The organism is Streptomyces wuyuanensis (assembly GCF_900103455.1).
Classification (GTDB): domain Bacteria; phylum Actinomycetota; class Actinomycetes; order Streptomycetales; family Streptomycetaceae; genus Streptomyces; species Streptomyces wuyuanensis.
The window spans coordinates 64,026-78,531 of sequence record NZ_FNHI01000022.1 but is presented as its reverse complement, the minus strand read 5'-3'; the positions used below and the strand labels follow the sequence as shown (position 1 = coordinate 78,531).

Annotated in this window: 16 protein-coding genes; 8 read left to right on the top strand and 8 right to left on the bottom strand. The window is 72.8% G+C overall.

Going from position 1 to position 14,506, the window contains the following annotated elements; translation table 11 throughout:
* Positions 1 to 21: 21 nt before the first annotated feature.
* The 4 genes from BLT82_RS27845 to BLT82_RS27830 all read left to right on the top strand — a co-directional run bounded on the left by BLT82_RS27845 (position 22) and on the right by BLT82_RS27830 (position 3,312).
* Positions 22 to 1,428 (top strand): amino acid permease, encoded by a 1,407-nt coding sequence (locus BLT82_RS27845; RefSeq protein ID WP_093659718.1) that lies wholly within the window; start codon positions 22 to 24, stop codon positions 1,426 to 1,428.
* Between the two features lie 82 nt (positions 1,429 to 1,510).
* The gene (locus BLT82_RS27840) at positions 1,511 to 1,855 is read left to right on the top strand and encodes a hypothetical protein (RefSeq protein ID WP_093659716.1); all 345 of its coding nucleotides are present in this window, start codon (positions 1,511 to 1,513) and stop codon (positions 1,853 to 1,855) included.
* A gap of 91 nt (positions 1,856 to 1,946) precedes the next feature.
* On the top strand, positions 1,947 to 2,111 hold the full coding sequence (locus BLT82_RS37325; RefSeq protein ID WP_167746106.1) for a hypothetical protein: 165 nt from the start codon (positions 1,947 to 1,949) through the stop codon (positions 2,109 to 2,111).
* Positions 2,112 to 2,892: 781 nt separating this feature from the next.
* Positions 2,893 to 3,312, top strand: coding sequence for a hypothetical protein (locus tag BLT82_RS27830; protein ID WP_093659712.1), 420 nt, complete (start codon positions 2,893 to 2,895; stop codon positions 3,310 to 3,312).
* Here the strand turns inward: BLT82_RS27830 and BLT82_RS27825 are convergent.
* Positions 3,302 to 4,138, bottom strand: coding sequence for a helix-turn-helix domain-containing protein (locus BLT82_RS27825; RefSeq protein WP_093659710.1), 837 nt, complete (start codon positions 4,136 to 4,138; stop codon positions 3,302 to 3,304). The genes BLT82_RS27830 and BLT82_RS27825 overlap by 11 nt on opposite strands.
* A 48-nt stretch (positions 4,139 to 4,186) precedes the next feature.
* On the opposite strand from BLT82_RS27825, the gene BLT82_RS27820 reads away from it, so the two are divergent.
* From BLT82_RS27820 to BLT82_RS27810, 3 genes are all read left to right on the top strand, one after another.
* Positions 4,187 to 4,492, top strand: a complete 306-nt coding sequence (locus BLT82_RS27820; protein ID WP_093659708.1) for a 4a-hydroxytetrahydrobiopterin dehydratase — start codon at positions 4,187 to 4,189, stop codon at positions 4,490 to 4,492.
* Between the two features lie 62 nt (positions 4,493 to 4,554).
* Positions 4,555 to 5,289, top strand: coding sequence for a class I SAM-dependent methyltransferase (locus BLT82_RS27815; RefSeq protein WP_093659842.1), 735 nt, complete (start codon positions 4,555 to 4,557; stop codon positions 5,287 to 5,289).
* 235 nt (positions 5,290 to 5,524) lie between these two features.
* A complete protein-coding gene (locus BLT82_RS27810; protein ID WP_093659706.1) occupies positions 5,525 to 6,436 on the top strand; it encodes a class I SAM-dependent methyltransferase in 912 nt (303 codons plus the stop codon).
* Positions 6,437 to 6,480: 44 nt separating this feature from the next.
* On the opposite strand, the gene BLT82_RS37615 is transcribed toward BLT82_RS27810, so the two are convergent.
* From BLT82_RS37615 to BLT82_RS27780, 6 genes are all read right to left on the bottom strand, one after another.
* Positions 6,481 to 6,636 (bottom strand): transposase, encoded by a 156-nt coding sequence (locus BLT82_RS37615; protein WP_208868060.1) that lies wholly within the window; start codon positions 6,634 to 6,636, stop codon positions 6,481 to 6,483.
* Positions 6,637 to 6,812: 176 nt separating this feature from the next.
* Positions 6,813 to 7,397: a DinB family protein gene (locus BLT82_RS27800; RefSeq protein ID WP_093659704.1), complete on the bottom strand. Its 585-nt coding sequence runs from the start codon at positions 7,395 to 7,397 to the stop codon at positions 6,813 to 6,815.
* A 142-nt stretch (positions 7,398 to 7,539) separates the two neighbouring features.
* Positions 7,540 to 8,586, bottom strand: coding sequence for a YeiH family protein (locus BLT82_RS27795; RefSeq protein WP_093659702.1), 1,047 nt, complete (start codon positions 8,584 to 8,586; stop codon positions 7,540 to 7,542).
* Positions 8,583 to 9,149 (bottom strand): cysteine dioxygenase family protein, encoded by a 567-nt coding sequence (locus tag BLT82_RS27790; RefSeq protein ID WP_093659700.1) that lies wholly within the window; start codon positions 9,147 to 9,149, stop codon positions 8,583 to 8,585. Before BLT82_RS27790 ends, BLT82_RS27795 begins: the two co-directional genes overlap by 4 nt.
* Before the next feature lie 168 nt (positions 9,150 to 9,317).
* Positions 9,318 to 10,223, bottom strand: coding sequence for a LysR family transcriptional regulator (locus BLT82_RS27785; RefSeq protein WP_093659698.1), 906 nt, complete (start codon positions 10,221 to 10,223; stop codon positions 9,318 to 9,320).
* 164 nt (positions 10,224 to 10,387) lie between these two features.
* Positions 10,388 to 11,224, bottom strand: coding sequence for an aldo/keto reductase (locus tag BLT82_RS27780; RefSeq protein WP_093659696.1), 837 nt, complete (start codon positions 11,222 to 11,224; stop codon positions 10,388 to 10,390).
* Positions 11,225 to 11,590: 366 nt separating this feature from the next.
* Here BLT82_RS27780 and BLT82_RS27775 point away from each other — a divergent pair, with 366 nt between their 5' ends.
* On the top strand, positions 11,591 to 12,349 hold the full coding sequence (locus BLT82_RS27775) for a Tat pathway signal sequence domain protein (RefSeq protein WP_093659840.1): 759 nt from the start codon (positions 11,591 to 11,593) through the stop codon (positions 12,347 to 12,349).
* A gap of 56 nt (positions 12,350 to 12,405) precedes the next feature.
* On the opposite strand, the gene BLT82_RS27770 is transcribed toward BLT82_RS27775, so the two are convergent.
* Positions 12,406 to 14,205 carry an AMP-dependent synthetase/ligase gene (locus BLT82_RS27770; protein ID WP_093659694.1) on the bottom strand — a complete coding sequence of 600 codons (1,800 nt, stop codon included), beginning with the start codon at positions 14,203 to 14,205 and terminating at the stop codon, positions 12,406 to 12,408.
* Positions 14,206 to 14,506 lie beyond the last annotated feature (301 nt).

The window sequence follows — 14,506 nt, the reverse complement described above, 5'->3', positions numbered from 1 at the left end:
GAGAAAGGCGCACCACCCCCCATGACCACCACAGTTCCCCGGACCGAACCCACCGCCGTCACCACCGGGGAGCCGGCCGGGAAGCGCAGCAGGCACACGCGTAGCTTCGGACTTCCCGTCGCCACCGCGCTCGTCATGGGCAACATCATCGGCGGGGGCATCTTCCTGCTGCCCGCCTCCGTCGCCCCCTTCGGCACGGTCAGCCTCGTCGCCTTCGCCGTCCTCACCGTGGGCGCGATCGCGCTCGCCCTGGTCTTCGGCCGACTCGCCGAACGCCATCCGCGCACCGGCGGCCCGTACGTGTACGCCCGCGAGGCCTTCGGCGACTTCGCCGGCTTCCTCGCCGCCTGGTCCTACTGGATCACCGCCTGGGTGTCGAACGCCGCGCTCGCCGTGGCGGCCGTCGGCTACCTCGACGTCCTCGTACCGCTGCACGACTCCAGGCCGGCGACCATGGCGGCGGCGCTGCTGCTCCAGTGGCTGCCCGCCCTGGCCAACCTGGCGGGCACCCGCTACGTCGGCGCGGTGCAGCTCGTCGCCACCGTCATGAAGTTCGTGCCGCTGCTGCTCGTCGCCGTCGGCGGCCTGTTCTTCTTCGACGCGGACAACCTCGGGCCGTTCGAGGCCAGTGGCTCCGGCACCCTCGGTGCGCTCTCCGCCTCCGCCGCGATCCTGCTCTTCAGCTACCTCGGCGTGGAGTCCGCGGCGGTCAGCGCGGGCGAGGTCCGCGACCCCCGGCGCAACGTCGGACGCGCCACCATCCTCGGCACCGCCGGGGCCGCCGTGATCTACCTCCTGGGCACCCTCGCGGTCTTCGGCACCGTCGCCCACGACGAGCTCACCGGCTCCACCGCGCCCTTCTCCGACGCCGTCAACGCCATGTTCGGCGGAGCGTGGGGCGGTACGGCCGTGGCGTGCATGGCGCTCGTCTCCATGGTCGGCGCGCTCAACGGCTGGACCCTGCTCAGCGCGCAGACCCCGTACGCGGCCGCCCGGGACGGCCTCTTCCCGGCGTTCTTCGCCCGCAAGCGGCGCGGTGTGCCGACCGCCGGGGTGCTCGTCACCGTCGTCCTGGCCTCGCTGCTGACGGTCTACAACTACACGGCGGGCTCCGGCGGGGTGTTCGAGGTCCTGGTCCTGGTCACGACCTTCACCGCGACGGTTCCCTACCTGCTGTCGACCGCGGCGCAGATCCACTGGCTGGCCTCGGGCCAGGGGCACCGTGTCAGCACGGCCCGGCTCGTGCGCGACGGAGTGCTCGCGGCGGTCGCGGCGGCCTTCTCCCTCTGGCTCGTCGCCGGTTCCGGCTACGCCGCCGTCTACCAGGGCGTGCTGTTCCTGTTCGCCGGTGTGCTCGTGTACGCGTGGATGTCCGCACGGAACCGCCGGAAGGCGGCGAGTGCCGGGGACTCGGCCGGTCGGGCGTAGCCCGATAGGGCGGATTCCGGGCACCGGCGGTGCGTCGGGGGCGCTGCACGGGCACAGCTGGCATGTCCAGGAGGTTGTGCCCGTGACCCGACCCGTGCGCTGTGCCGACCGTGTCGTGCTCGCCGTCCTGATGGTGCTCGTCGCCGTACTCGGGACCCGGGCGGGCGCCACGGCCGTCACCCCGCCCGGCGCGGATCGCCCGCCGGCCTCCGTGCCCGCCGACCCCGCGGGAGAGGCACCGCAGGACACCTCCGTCACGCAACAGCCCCCGCCCGCCCGGGCGGAGGGGCGGACCGCACGGACCTGCGCGCCGACCGAGGACGGGCCGGCGGGGGATGCGGCCCCGGGCCCGTACGTCGGCGAAGTCGCCGTGTCCGCCCCTCCGCCCCCGCCCCCGGCCATGAGGTCCGTGGTCCTGCGCTGCTGAGGACCCGTACGGGAACGGCATCTCGTCGTGCCGCCTCTCGAACGGATGTTCATCTCTGCTCGAACACCTCGTCAAGCGCAAGGAGACAGCCATGCCCATCGACCCGCTCGCCGCCGTGAACGCCCTCATCCGTGCCGAGGTCGTCCGTACCGGTCCGGACGACCACCGCACCCCCGGAGCGTCCGAACGAGAACCCGAACCTCCCGAGCACTCCGACTCCCACGGCCGGGACTCGGGGGCGCACGAAGCCCACTGACCCCGCCGCAGCCGGGCCGGCGGAGGGCATGGCGGCCCTCCGCCCCCGGCTCGGCGGGCCGGTGCGCCCCGACCGCCGCGGCCCCGCGAGCAGGGCCGCGCCGGCGCGCCGACCGGATGCGGACGTGGCACCATCGGCGGCATGACCGCCTGTCAGGAGAGCCCCGTCGCACCGGTGAGCCGGCCGCTGCCGGCCGGCGCGGCAGGCAGCGCGGTCGCGGCCCTCGTCACCGGCCCTGCGACGGGCACCGCTTCGGTCCCTGCCGTGCGCCCGGCGGCGGCCTCCTGGCGTACGGCGCAGCCCGCCGGCCCGTCCGGGCCGTCGCAGCCGTCACGGAGGGCCCGTACCGCCATCCGCACGGGGCCGTCCGGCACTGCCTTCGGGTGGCACGGGCCACCGACACCCGCGAAAGCGGACCAGGCGCCGGTCTGAGCCACCGAGGTCAAGGGCGGCGGCTCAGACCGGCTCGCGGCACGCGGGCCGCGGCGAACCGGACGACGGTGCCGACCGCGCGACCCGGCGGTTTGGTCCTCGGGGGTGCGGAGACCGCCGCCAGAACCCTCGACCCCGTACGGCCTCCCGCGCCCGCGCGACGTCCCGCGCCCGTGTGTCCCCCGGCCCCGTCATGGCCCCCTGACCCCTTCATGACCTCCCGGGTAATCGACCCCGTGACCCTTCCCCGGCATCGTGAAGGCATCGGGCCCCGGGCAGCGCAGCGGCGCACTCGGTCCGGCGCCCGGTCCCGACCCGCTCCCACCACCTCGACGGAGGTTGATCCGCCATGTCCCAGGCCCTGCTCGCCGGCCTCTCCCGCACCACCGACCCGCGGGGAACGCTGCGCCGTTTCCTCGCCCTCGACGCCGTCGTCACGGGCCTCAACGGAGCGGCCTACCTCGTCGCCCCGGGGCCGCTCGGACGGCTGCTCGGCATCGACAGCGGCCTGCTCGCCGCGCTCGGCGCCCTGCTCGTCGCCGTGGCCGCCGGCATCGGCTTCCTGGCCTCACGGTCGGAGCCGCCCGCCACCGCCGTCCGGGCCGTCGTCGACGTCAACGCGGCATGGGCGCTCCTCGGCATCGCCGCGGTGGTGCTCTGGCTGGAGCCCACGACGGCGGGTGCCGTCTGGGTACCGGCCCAGGCGCTCACCGTCGCCTGCTTCGCCGCCCTGCAGTGGTCGGCGCTGCGCGCCGCGGCTACGGCGTGAGGGACCGCAGGTACTCCACCGTCGCGGGGTCGGCCGGCAGCAGCGTCTCGATGGCCAGCTCGGCGACGGTCACGTCCATCGGCGTGTTGAACGTCGAGATCGACGAGACGAACGACAGGACCCTGCCGTCGTGCTCGATCCGCAGCGGCAGCGCGAAGGACGCGTACGGCGCATCGGCCCCGCCGGCCCCGCCGTCCGCGGTCTCCTCCGCCGCCACCCCGGCGGCGGAGGAGACCGCGAGCGGGTAGGCGGCGACCTCTTCGTACAGCTCCCGCAGCTCCTTCGAGCGGACCAGGGCGATCTGGCGTTCCATCTGGGCCAGCAGATGGCCGCGCCACTCGCGAAGATTGCGGATCCTCGGGGCGAGACCCTCCGGGTGCAGGGTGATCCGCATCGCGTTCAGCGGAGGCGTGAGCAGATGCTCCGGAAGGCCCTCCATGAGCATCGCGATGCCCCGGTTCGCGGCCACGACCGAGTAGGTGCCGTCGACCACGAGAGCCGGATACGGCTCGTAGCCGCGCAGCAGCTGCTCCACACCCGCTCGCAGGGAGTCCATCGCCGGGTCGTCGAGCGGCGTCCGCGCGAACCGGGGAGCGTAACCGGCCGCCAGCAGCAGCGCGTTGCGGTCCCGCACCGGCACGTCGAGCTGCTCGGCCAGCCGCAGGACCATCTCCTCGCTGGGCCGGGACCTGCCCGTTTCGACGAAACTGATGTGACGGGCCGAGGATCCGGCACGCAGCGCCAGCTCCAGCTGGCTCAGCCTGCGCCGCTCCCGCCAGCCGCGCAGTAGTGGCCCTACTCCCGTGTCGGGCGCGACAGTTGTCATGAGTGAACCGTAACGTCGCCGACAGACACATCCGGAGGGAGCCCGCCCATGCCCACAGAGCCGCTGTCCCAGAAGGAGATCGAGGACAGACTGCGTGAACTGCCAGGCTGGTCCCAGGAAGGCGACCGGATCGCCCGCACCTACCGGCTCGGCAGCCACTTCGCGGCAACCGCGCTCGTCGTCCACGTCGCCCAGATCCAGGAGGAACTGAACCACCACTCCGATCTGCTGCTCGGGTACAACACCGTCAATCTGACGGTGAACACGCATTCCGCTGGTGGTGCGATCACCGAACAGGATTTCGAGCTCGCTCATCGCGTCGAAGCCGTCGCGGCGAGCCACGGCGCGAGCTGACCGTGCTGCACGACGAAGAGTCCCGCGACTCGGCCGGCTCCGCCGGTGCCGGCCGTGACGCGCTGCTCGACCACGACCTGGAGGCGGCCCTCTACGACGCCGTGCGCGGAGGGGTGCACCGAGCGGCCGCGGCCGCCGCGGCGGTGCTCTCCCTCGTTCCGCACCCGGCCCGGTCGCTCCTCGACGTCGGCTGCGGCACCGGCCTGGTGACCGAGCGGCTCGCCAGGCCCGGGCTGCGACTGCTGGGCGCGGACTCCGCGCCCGGCATGGCCAGGGCCGCAGCCGGGCGGGTCCCGCGCGTAATCCTCGCGGACGCGCGCCGGCTGCCGCTGCCCGACGCGTCGGTGGACGCGGTCAGTTCGGTGTGGCTGCTGCACCTGGTGCGCGACGCGCGGGCCGTCGTGGCGGAGGCCGCACGCGTACTGCGCCCCGGCGGGGTGTTCGTCACCACCGTGGACATGGACGCGGCGCACGGTCCAGGCGACGACATCGAGGCGGTCCTCGCCCCGTACCGGGCCCTGGCCCCGTACGACCGGGCCGAGCGCATCGAGGCGTTCGGGGCGGCGCACGGCCTGGCCCCGGCCGGGGAGACCCGCTTCACCGGGCACGGTCAGGGCAGATCGCCCCGGCGCACCGCCCAGGCGCTGCTCCGTGGGGACTACGCCTCCCGTCTGACGGCCCGCGGTCCGGTCGCCGAGAAGCTCGCCGCCGAACTCTGCGGGCTGCCCGCCCCGGACGAACCCCGCCCCGAACCGCGCTACCGCGTCATCGCCCTGCGCCGCGCCGCCGCCTCCTGACAGCTCCTGTCCGGGCGCCGCACCGCCGCGCGGGCACCCGCCGGGTGGCGGGTGCCCGCCCCCGGCCGGTGCCCGCGCCGGGCACCCGCCATGCGTCATGGGTGCCGGTCCGGTGCGGACGCAGTCGCCCGCACCGGGTCCCGGGCACCACCTCCGCACGCCCGCGGCCCGCCGTGTTTTGCCGGAACGGCAAGAAAACTCGCCAAGCCGGTCCTCGGGCGCGCACGCTGACGCCATGAGTCCTCACGACCACGAAACCCCCGCCGGCGGCCATGCCCACGGCGGCCACCACGGCCACGACACGACGCACATCGACTGGGAAGAGTTCGCCACCCTGCTCGAAAGCGAGGCCGCACTCAGCCTCCCGCTGTACGAGGAGGTCGCGCACTGGGTGCGGGAGCAGCTCCCCGCCGGATCCGTGCGCCGCGTCCTCGACATCGGCAGCGGCCCCGGCGCGGTCAGCTGCCTGCTCGCCGAGGTCTTCCCACAGGCGGAGGTCGTCGCCGTCGACGCCACCCCCGGCCTTCTGGAGCTGGCCCGGGCCCGTGCCGACCGCACCGGCCTCGGCGACCGGGTCGGCACCCGCCTCGCCGAACTCCCCGAGGGCATCGCCGAGCTGGGCCCGGCGGACCTCGTGTGGGCGAGCGGTTCCCTCCACCATGTGGGTGACCAGCGCGCCGTCCTCACCGGACTCGCCGGGCTGCTCCGTCCCGGAGGGCTGCTCGCGCTGCTCGAGGGCGGACTGCCGGCTCGCCATCTGCCGCGCGACATCGGCATCGGACGGCCCGGCCTGGAGAGCCGGCTCGAGGCAGCCGCGGCCGCCTGGTTCGCCGACATGCGCGCCGCACTGCCCGGCGCGAAGCCGGAGGTCGAGAACTGGCGCGCCCTGCTCGCGGCCGCCGGCCTCACGCCGACCCTCACCCGCTCCTTCCTCCTCGACGTGCCGGCCCCGGTCACCGACGCCGTGCGCGAAGGACTGGTCTCCGGCCTCTCCTGGCAGCGCGGGGCCCTGGAGGGACGGCTGGACGCGGACGACGCCGCCGTACTGGACCGGCTGCTCGACCCGGACGACGAGGAGGGCCTGATGCACCGCCCGGACTGCTTCATGCTGGCGGTCCGCACCGTGCACACGGCCCGGCGCGGCTGAGAGGTTGTCTCACGTGGTGAGCTTCGCGAGCTTCCTGTAGCAGGTCAGGCGGCGGCCAGGCCGAGCAAGGCGTGGAAGTGCGAGCCCTTTCGTTCGTCTCGGACGGTCCACACCGTGAAGCGGCGATGCGCGGTGGCGGGCGACGTGCCGAACGCCTGCGGCAGATGCCGCCAGGCACAGCCGCTGGTCAGCGCGTACACCACTGCCGTGACACGGCCCGCTCGTCACACGGGGCGGTCCCGCCGTCTCGCGGACGAGCCGTGAACGACGGCAGCAACGGGGCGGCCGGCTGTTCATCGGGAACCGGACGCTTCGACAGGTCAGCACCCACGACCGGCATCGTGCCGCTCGAACATCGAGTCACGTGAGACGACCTCTAAGCCTCGATTGGTGCGGCCGACCTGGCAGCCTGCTCGATCTTGGCGCAGTAGGCTGCACGGGCTTCCTCGTCGATCTGCTGCTCGTTTTCGGCGCGCACCCCGGTCCGGCCGTCGAGGCCCTCGCGCAGGATGTCGGCGTGCCCGGCATGCCGGATGGACTCGCCGAGGACATGGACCATGACGGCGAACAGGTTCGTGTTGGGATAGGGCTCCGGCCACCACGGCACGTGGCCGGGGGCGTCGAGGGGGAGCTCGTTGATCGTCGCGTCCGAGTGTTCCCACGTGCGCCGGTAGAACCCGATGATCTGATCGCGGGTCTCGTCCTCGGTCGCCCACTGATCGATGCCGTCGTGGTCCTGCCATCGGGGCAGCGGTTCCGGGGAAGGGCGGTCGAAGACCTCGCCGAAGTACCTGGCCTCGACGGTGGCCACGTGTTTGACCAGGCCGAGGAGGTTGGTCCCGGTCGCTGTCAGAGGTCGGCGGGCGTCGTATTCGGACAAGCCGTCGAGTTTCCAGAGCAGCGCCTTGCGGTCCCGCCGCAGTCTCCCGTGCAGGTTGTCCTTCGCGAATTCATCGATCATGCGGCACGAGCCTGCCATCGGCTGCTCGTGGTCTCAAGATCCCAGGGAAGCCGGCACCTTGACTCCCTGCAAGCCCCCGAGGGCCACAGCGCCCGCGTCTCCTCGGGCACGCGAAGCGGCGGCCGGCGCGGGCGCCCCGGAGTCAGGCGGTGAGCAGGACCCCCGCGTACGCCGCCGTCGCGATGAGCACCCAGGCGGTCAGTCCGAGCAAGGCCACCTTGGGGCCGGTGCGGGACAAGGACGGCAGATGGACCGCGCTGCCGAGGCCGAACAGCGCGGCGGCCAGCAGCAGTTCCTGGACCGTACCGGCCACCGCGAGGGCCTGCTCGGGCAGCAGGCCCGTGCTGCGCAGGGCGACCGCGGCCAGGAAACCCACGACGAACAGCGGGACGAGCGGTGGCCGCCCCGACCGGGGGGCGTCGCGGCCGCGACGGCGGGCGGCGACGACGAGCACGGCGGCCAGCGGTGCCAGGAGCGCCACGCGGAGGAGTTTCACCAGCACGGCCTCGCCCAGTGCCACCGGTCCGGCCGTCTGGGCGGTGGCGACGACCTGACCCACGTCGTGGACGCCGGCGCCCACCCACCGCCCGAACTCGGCGTCGGTGAGCCCGAGCGGCCCGTGCAGGAGGGGCAGGACGGCGATGGCGAGGGTTCCGCAGAGCGTCACCAGCGCGACGGACGTGACCACGTCCTCGTCGTCGCTGTCGTGCACCGAGCCCACGGCCCCGATCGCCGAGGCTCCGCAGATGGAGTAGCCCGCGGCGATGAGCAGCGGCTGGTCGCCCCGCAGCCCCAGTCTCCGGCCGAGCCACCAGGTGCCGCAGAAGGTGGCCGCCACCACGGCCAGCACCATCGCGACCGTCGCCCACCCCAGCCCCAGCACGTCCGCCAGGCTCAACTTGAGCCCGAGCAGCACGATCCCCGCGCGCATCAGACGCTTCGCGGCCAGCGTCAGTCCCCCGCGGCAGCGGCCGCGGACCCGTGCGGCCAGCCACGGGGTGTGGGCGGCGGCGATGCCGAGGACGACGGCCGCGGTGAGCATCGGCAGGGCGGGCACGGCGCGGTGCACCAGCCAGGCCGCGGCCACGCCGGCCGCGGCGAGCACGAGACCCGGCAGTGGCCCGGCCGGGCCGGCGGGCCGCTGCCGGGGTGCGAAGCGTCGGGTGTTGGAGCCGGTGAGGGCCGTCACCGGTCGGCGGGCAGGTCGTAGACGCGCCGGATGCTGGTGCCGAGGCGGGCGATGTCGGCGCCGTACACGTGCAGGGACAGGGCCGGCTCCGTCCCGGAGTTGCTCACCAGATGGATGTCGCCGGGCGGGGCGAACGCGGCGACGGTCCCGGCCGGGTTCACCACGTCCCCGGTGGCGACGAGCCGGGCGGTCGGACCGTGCGGCACCAGCCGGTAGCGCCGCTCGTGCTCCTCGCCCCGGTGCACACCCGTCACGCACCACGACACATGGTCGTGGACGGGCGTGCGCTGGCCCGGCAGCCAGACCAGGGCGACCACGGAGAAGCTGCCGTCGCGCTCGGCGTGCAGAACGTGCTGGCGGTAGTTCCCCGGGTCGCCCTCGCACTGCGCGTCGGTGAGCAGATCGGTTCTGCCGAGGTGCGGCAGCAGCCGTTCCGCCACCATGTACGCCGTGGGCTCGGGAGGAAGGCCGCGGTTCACGGTCTCCCGTATCTCCGCCACCAGGGAGCGGAGGCGGGCGGTCGTGGGGGGAGCGGTGACGGTGGCCGGGTTCGCAGTCGTCATGCCCGCAGCGTCCGCCCGCCCGTCCCGGGGCGTCCAAGCACGATCGCTTGCAGGGTCCTCAACGTCCGCTTATGGATGGGGAGAGCGGTCCGGCGGGGGCGCCCCGCGGAGCGGCCCCCGGACGGGGGCCGCCCGGGCGAGCCGAGCCCAGCCCAGAAGGCCCCGGGCTCAGCAGCCGACCTTGCGCCCGGCGACCGCGACGAGACGGTCCAGCACCAGTGCGGTGGCCGGGATGCGCAGTTGTTCCCGGAGCGCGTACGCACCGACCCGGCGGCGGGTGTGCGGTTCCACGATCCGCCCCGTCACCTTGGAATGGCACAGGAACGACAGCACGAGCTGCGGCACCATCGCGATGCCCACGCCCGACGCGACGAGGCTCTGCATCACGAGGTTGTCGTCAGTGGTGCAGGCGATGTCGGGTGCGAAGCCCTCCTCGGCGCAGGCGTGCAGGAAGTTGGCGCGGCAGCGCAGGCATCCCGCTATCCACCGCTCGCCGGCGAGATCCGCCAGCCGCACGGCCCGCCGTCTCGCCAGCGGGTGCCCGGTGGGCAGCAGCACCGTCAGCGGGTCCTCCAGCAGCGGCACCTCGGCCAGTTCGTCCGGGACCTCGGCGGTGTGGCCCGGGTAGCTGAAGGCCAGTGCGATGTCGCAGTCGCCCCGGGCCACCAGCCGCAGGGACTCGGGTGGCTCGCTCTCGGTCAACTCGATGCGGATGCCGGGGTGTTCCGCCGCGAGGGCGGCCATCGTCTCCGGGATGAGGGTCGCGCAGGCGCTGGGGAACGCGCACACCCGCACCCGTCCCGAGCGCAGCCGGGCGATGGCGTCGATCTGCTGCTGCGCCGCCGAGAGGCTGTCGAGGATCGTCCCGGCGTGCCGTGTCAGCGCCTCGCCGGCCTCGGTGAGCCTGATGCCCCGGCCGACGCGGGTGAACAGGGGAGTGCCGACATCCCGTTCCAGCGCCTTCATCTGCTGGCTGACCGCGGGCTGGGTGTAGCCGAGCGAGCGGGCGGCTGCCGAGTACGAGCCGGTCCTGACCACCTCATGGAAAGTCCTGATGTACCGGGAGTCGAACACGGCAGAAGCATAAGCAGAATTTGGGTGGCCGCAGGCGGCGAATGCCGGCCGTCCGCAGCGGGTTCGGGCCCGCACCGGACGCGCGCACCCGGTCGCGGACGCAGATCGGCGCGGCCGCCTCGACGGCGGCCGCGCCGGGCCCGGCTTCCGGTCCTGCCGGTGTGTCAGGCGCCCATGTCGAACGTCGCCGGGTCGGGGCCCAGCCGCCGGCCCTCGTCCAGGGCGGCGAACGCGGCGAGGTCGTCGTCGTCCAGCTCGAAACCGAAGACGTCGATGTTCTCCCGGATCCGCGACGGCGTCACGGACTTGGGGATCACCACGTTGCCGAGCTGCAGGTGCCAGCGGAGCACGACCTGCGCCGGGGTCTTTCCGTACTTCTGCGCGACGGCGACGATCGTCGGGACCTCCAGCAGCCCGCGGCCGGAGCCCAGCGGCGACCACGCCTCGGTGGCGATGCCGTGCTTGGCGTGGACGGCCCGCGACTCGGTCTGCTGCAGCTGCGGGTGCAGCTCGATCTGGTTCACGGCCGGGGCGACCGAGGTCTCGCCGAGCAGCCTCTCCAGGTGCTCGGGAAGGAAGTTGGAGACGCCGATGGCCCGGGCACGGCCCTCGGCGAGGATGGTCTCGAACGCCTTGTACGTGTCCACGTACGCGTTCTTGGACGGCACCGGCCAGTGGATCAGGTACAGGTCCACGTAGTCGAGGCCGAGTCGGGACAGGGAGGCGTCGAAGGCGCGGAGCGTCGAGTCGTACCCCTGTTCGCGGTTCCAGAGCTTGGTGGTGACGAAGAGCTCCTCGCGGGGGATCCCGGCGGCCGCGACGGCCTTGCCGGTGCCCTTCTCGTTCTCGTAGACGGCAGCCGTGTCGATGCTGCGGTAGCCGGCCTCCAGGGCCGTGCCGACGGCCTTCGCCGCCTCGTCGTCCGGCACCTGCCACACGCCGAAGCCGAGCTGCGGCATGGCGACGCCGTTGTTGAGGGTGATGGAGGGGACCTTGCTCACGAGCGGTCGATCCTTACGTCGGTCGGGTGTTGCTCCCATGGTCAACGATCATTTCGGCGGACGCATTCCCGATCGCGGAAGGGCTGTCTCCTCGGCCCGCTCCCGCCGCGGAATCGGTCGGAACCATTGACCGTCGGTCCGTCTGCCGCGACTCTATTGCACACTGCTGAACGTGGTACATGAATGTGAACGCCGCGTTCGGTCCTGTCTCACCGCGCTCCGGTGACCGGGGGCTCCTGAACCCCACCTCTCAGGAAGGCAGGCACCGCCGTGCAGCACCCCGAGCACTCCTCGCAGCCGTCGCAGCCGTCCCGCCCGTCGCGCCCCACCTCGTCGTCCGCCGTCCGCGGCGCCTCGCGGCGAACCGTGCTCGGCGCCGTCCTCGGCAGCGCCCTCGCCGCCGCAACGGCCGCGGCGCCACCGGCGTCCGCCGCCGGATGGCAGCTGCGCTGGTCTCCCTCCGCACGGTCCGACGGGCTGAGGGCCTTCGAGACGGTCGAGGACGACCGGGCCGGCTCGCACCCCGCCGGCAGTCCCCACATCCGCACCGAGGGCGACAACTGGCGTTTCACGATGCACACCGCGGACCGCGACACCGGCACCGACCGCCAGCGCCAGGAGGTCAGCGGCTGCCGCAGCGGATCCTCGTACCTGAGGTGGCTGCCGGGGGAGACCTGGCGGCTCACGTATTCCATGCACATCCCCGCCGCGCTCAAGGCCACGACGTCCTTCACCCACATCATGCAGATGAAGCAGCCCGGCACCGGCACCTCGCCGATCGTCGTGCAGTCGCTGCGCCGGGTGAACGGCGTGCAGACGATCGAGCTCAAGCTCTTCGAGTCCGACACGCTCGTCGGCCGGACCGACCTGGCTCCCCTGCACGACAGGTGGATCGACGTCGACTTCAGGATCGGGATAGGCAACGGCTCGGCCGGTTCGGTCCGCTGGATCCTGAAGAACGGCGGCACGACCGTCGTCGACGGGTCGAGGAACGGCGTCGACACCTTCCTCGCCGACCGGGTCCGCCCCAAGTGGGGCATCTACCGCTCTCTCGGGGACGGTTCGGGCTCGCTGCAGAACTGCCATCTGCTGCTCACCGGCCTCCGGGCCTACCAACTCGTGTGAAAGGGCGCCCCGGCGGCCGCGGCCGGGTGTTCCGGCGCCCGGCCGCGGCCGACGACTCAGCGGTACAGCGCGTCCACCTCGGTCGCGTACGCCGTCTCGATCGCCTTGCGCTTCAGCTTCAGCGACGGCGTCAGCAGTCCGTGCTCCTCGCTGAACGGATGCGCCAGTATCCGGAAGGTCCGGATGGACTCGGCCTGTGACACGAGGGTGTTGGCGGCCACCACCGCCCGCCGGATCTCCATCTCCAGGTCCGGGTCGCGCACCAGGTCCACCGGCGCCATCGGCGGCCGGTTCCGCATCGCGAGCCAGTGCTCCACGGCCTCGTGGTCGACGGTGACCAGCGCCGCGATGTAGGGGCGGTCGTTGCCGACGACGATGCACTGGGCCACCAGGGGGTGCGCCCGCACCCGCTCCTCCAGCCCGATCGGCGACACGCTCTTGCCGCCCGACGTCACCAGGATCTCCTTCTTCCGCCCGGTGATCGTCAGATAGCCGTCCTCGTCCAGCGCCCCGAGGTCGCCGGTGGCCAGCCAGCCGTCCTTGAGTACGGCGTCCGTCGCCTTGGGATCGTTGAGATAGCCGGAGAAGACCTGCGGTCCGTGCAGCCACACCTCGCCGTCCTCGGCGATGTGCACCGTCGTGCCCGGGATCGGCTGGCCGACCGTGCCGTACTTGGTGCGTTCCGGGGGGTTGGCGGTGGCCGCGGCGGAGGACTCCGTCAGCCCGAAGCCCTCGAAGACGGTGACGCCGGCACCCGCGAAGAACAGGCCGAGCCTGCGGTCCATGGCCGAACCGCCCGACATCGCGTGCCGTACCCGGCCGCCCATGGCCTCGCGGACCTTGGTGTAGACGACCTTCTCGAAGAACTGGTGCTGCAGTCGCAGGCTCGCCGACGGGCCGGGGCCGAGACCGAAGGCGCGGTGCTCCACGGCCTCCGCGTACCGCACCGCCACGTCGACGGCCTTGTCGAACGGCCCGGCCTTGCCCGCCGCCTCCGCCTTGCGCCGCGCGGCGTTGAAGACCTTCTCGAAGATGTACGGGACGGCCAGGATGAACGTCGGCCGGAACGAGGCGAGGTCGGCGATCAGGGCGGTGGCCTGGAGCACCGGCTGGTGGCCCAGCTTCACCCGGCCCAGGATCGCGGCGACCTCCACCATCCGGCCGAAGACGTGCGCGAGCGGCAGGAAGAGCAGCGTCGCGGCCTCGTCGCCGGGCTTCGAGTGGAACACGGGTTCCCAGCGGCCGACGAGCGTCTCCGTCTCGTACATGAAGTTGGCGTGCGTGAGGACGCACCCCTTGGGGCGGCCGGTGGTGCCGGAGGTGTAGATCACCGTGGCGGTGGACTCCGGGGTGACCGCCCTGCGGTGCCGGTGCACCACTTCGTCGTCGATGTGCGCGCCCGCCGCGACGAGCTCGTCGACCGCGCCCTTGTCGAGCTGCCACAGCCGCTTGAGGTGCGGCAGGCGGTCGATGACCGAGCCGATCGTCATGGCGTGGTCCTCGTGCTCGACCATGCAGGCCGAGACCTCGGCGTCGTGCATCATCCACAGGACCTGCTCGGCGGACGAGGTGGGGTAGACGGGTACGGACTGGGCACCCACCGCCCACAGGGCGAAGTCGAAGAGCGTCCACTCGTACCGGGTACGGCACATGATCGCGACGCGGTCGCCGAACCGGACCCCTTGCGCGAGCAGTCCCTTGGCGAGGGCGAGCACCTCGTCGCGGAACTCGGCCGACGTCACGTCGTGCCATTCGCCCTCGTCGTCCTTGCGTCCGAGGGCGACCCGGCCCGGATCGGTCTGGGCGTGGTCGAACACGGCATCCGCCAGCCCGCCGACAGGGGGTGCCGTCGCCAAGGGGGGAACCGTGAACTCACGCAATGACCTGCTCCTTGTGGCGCTCCGCACAGCGCCGGTGACGGTACCCCACCGGGCGGTCGTGCGGGAGAGCCTTCAGCAACTCGGCACATTTCGCATCGACGCTGGTCAGCCGTACGAATTCGGCCAACCCCGTTGTGGGCGTGCCGGGTTCTGACCGAGGAGTAAGTGACCCTCGCGCGAATCTGCACCGAATCTGTACGCGGCAAACACGCCCGGTCTGTCTTCTGTGTCTGGTTTGGGTGTCCATGGCTGGAGTGCGGAAGTCCCGCCCGGCTCC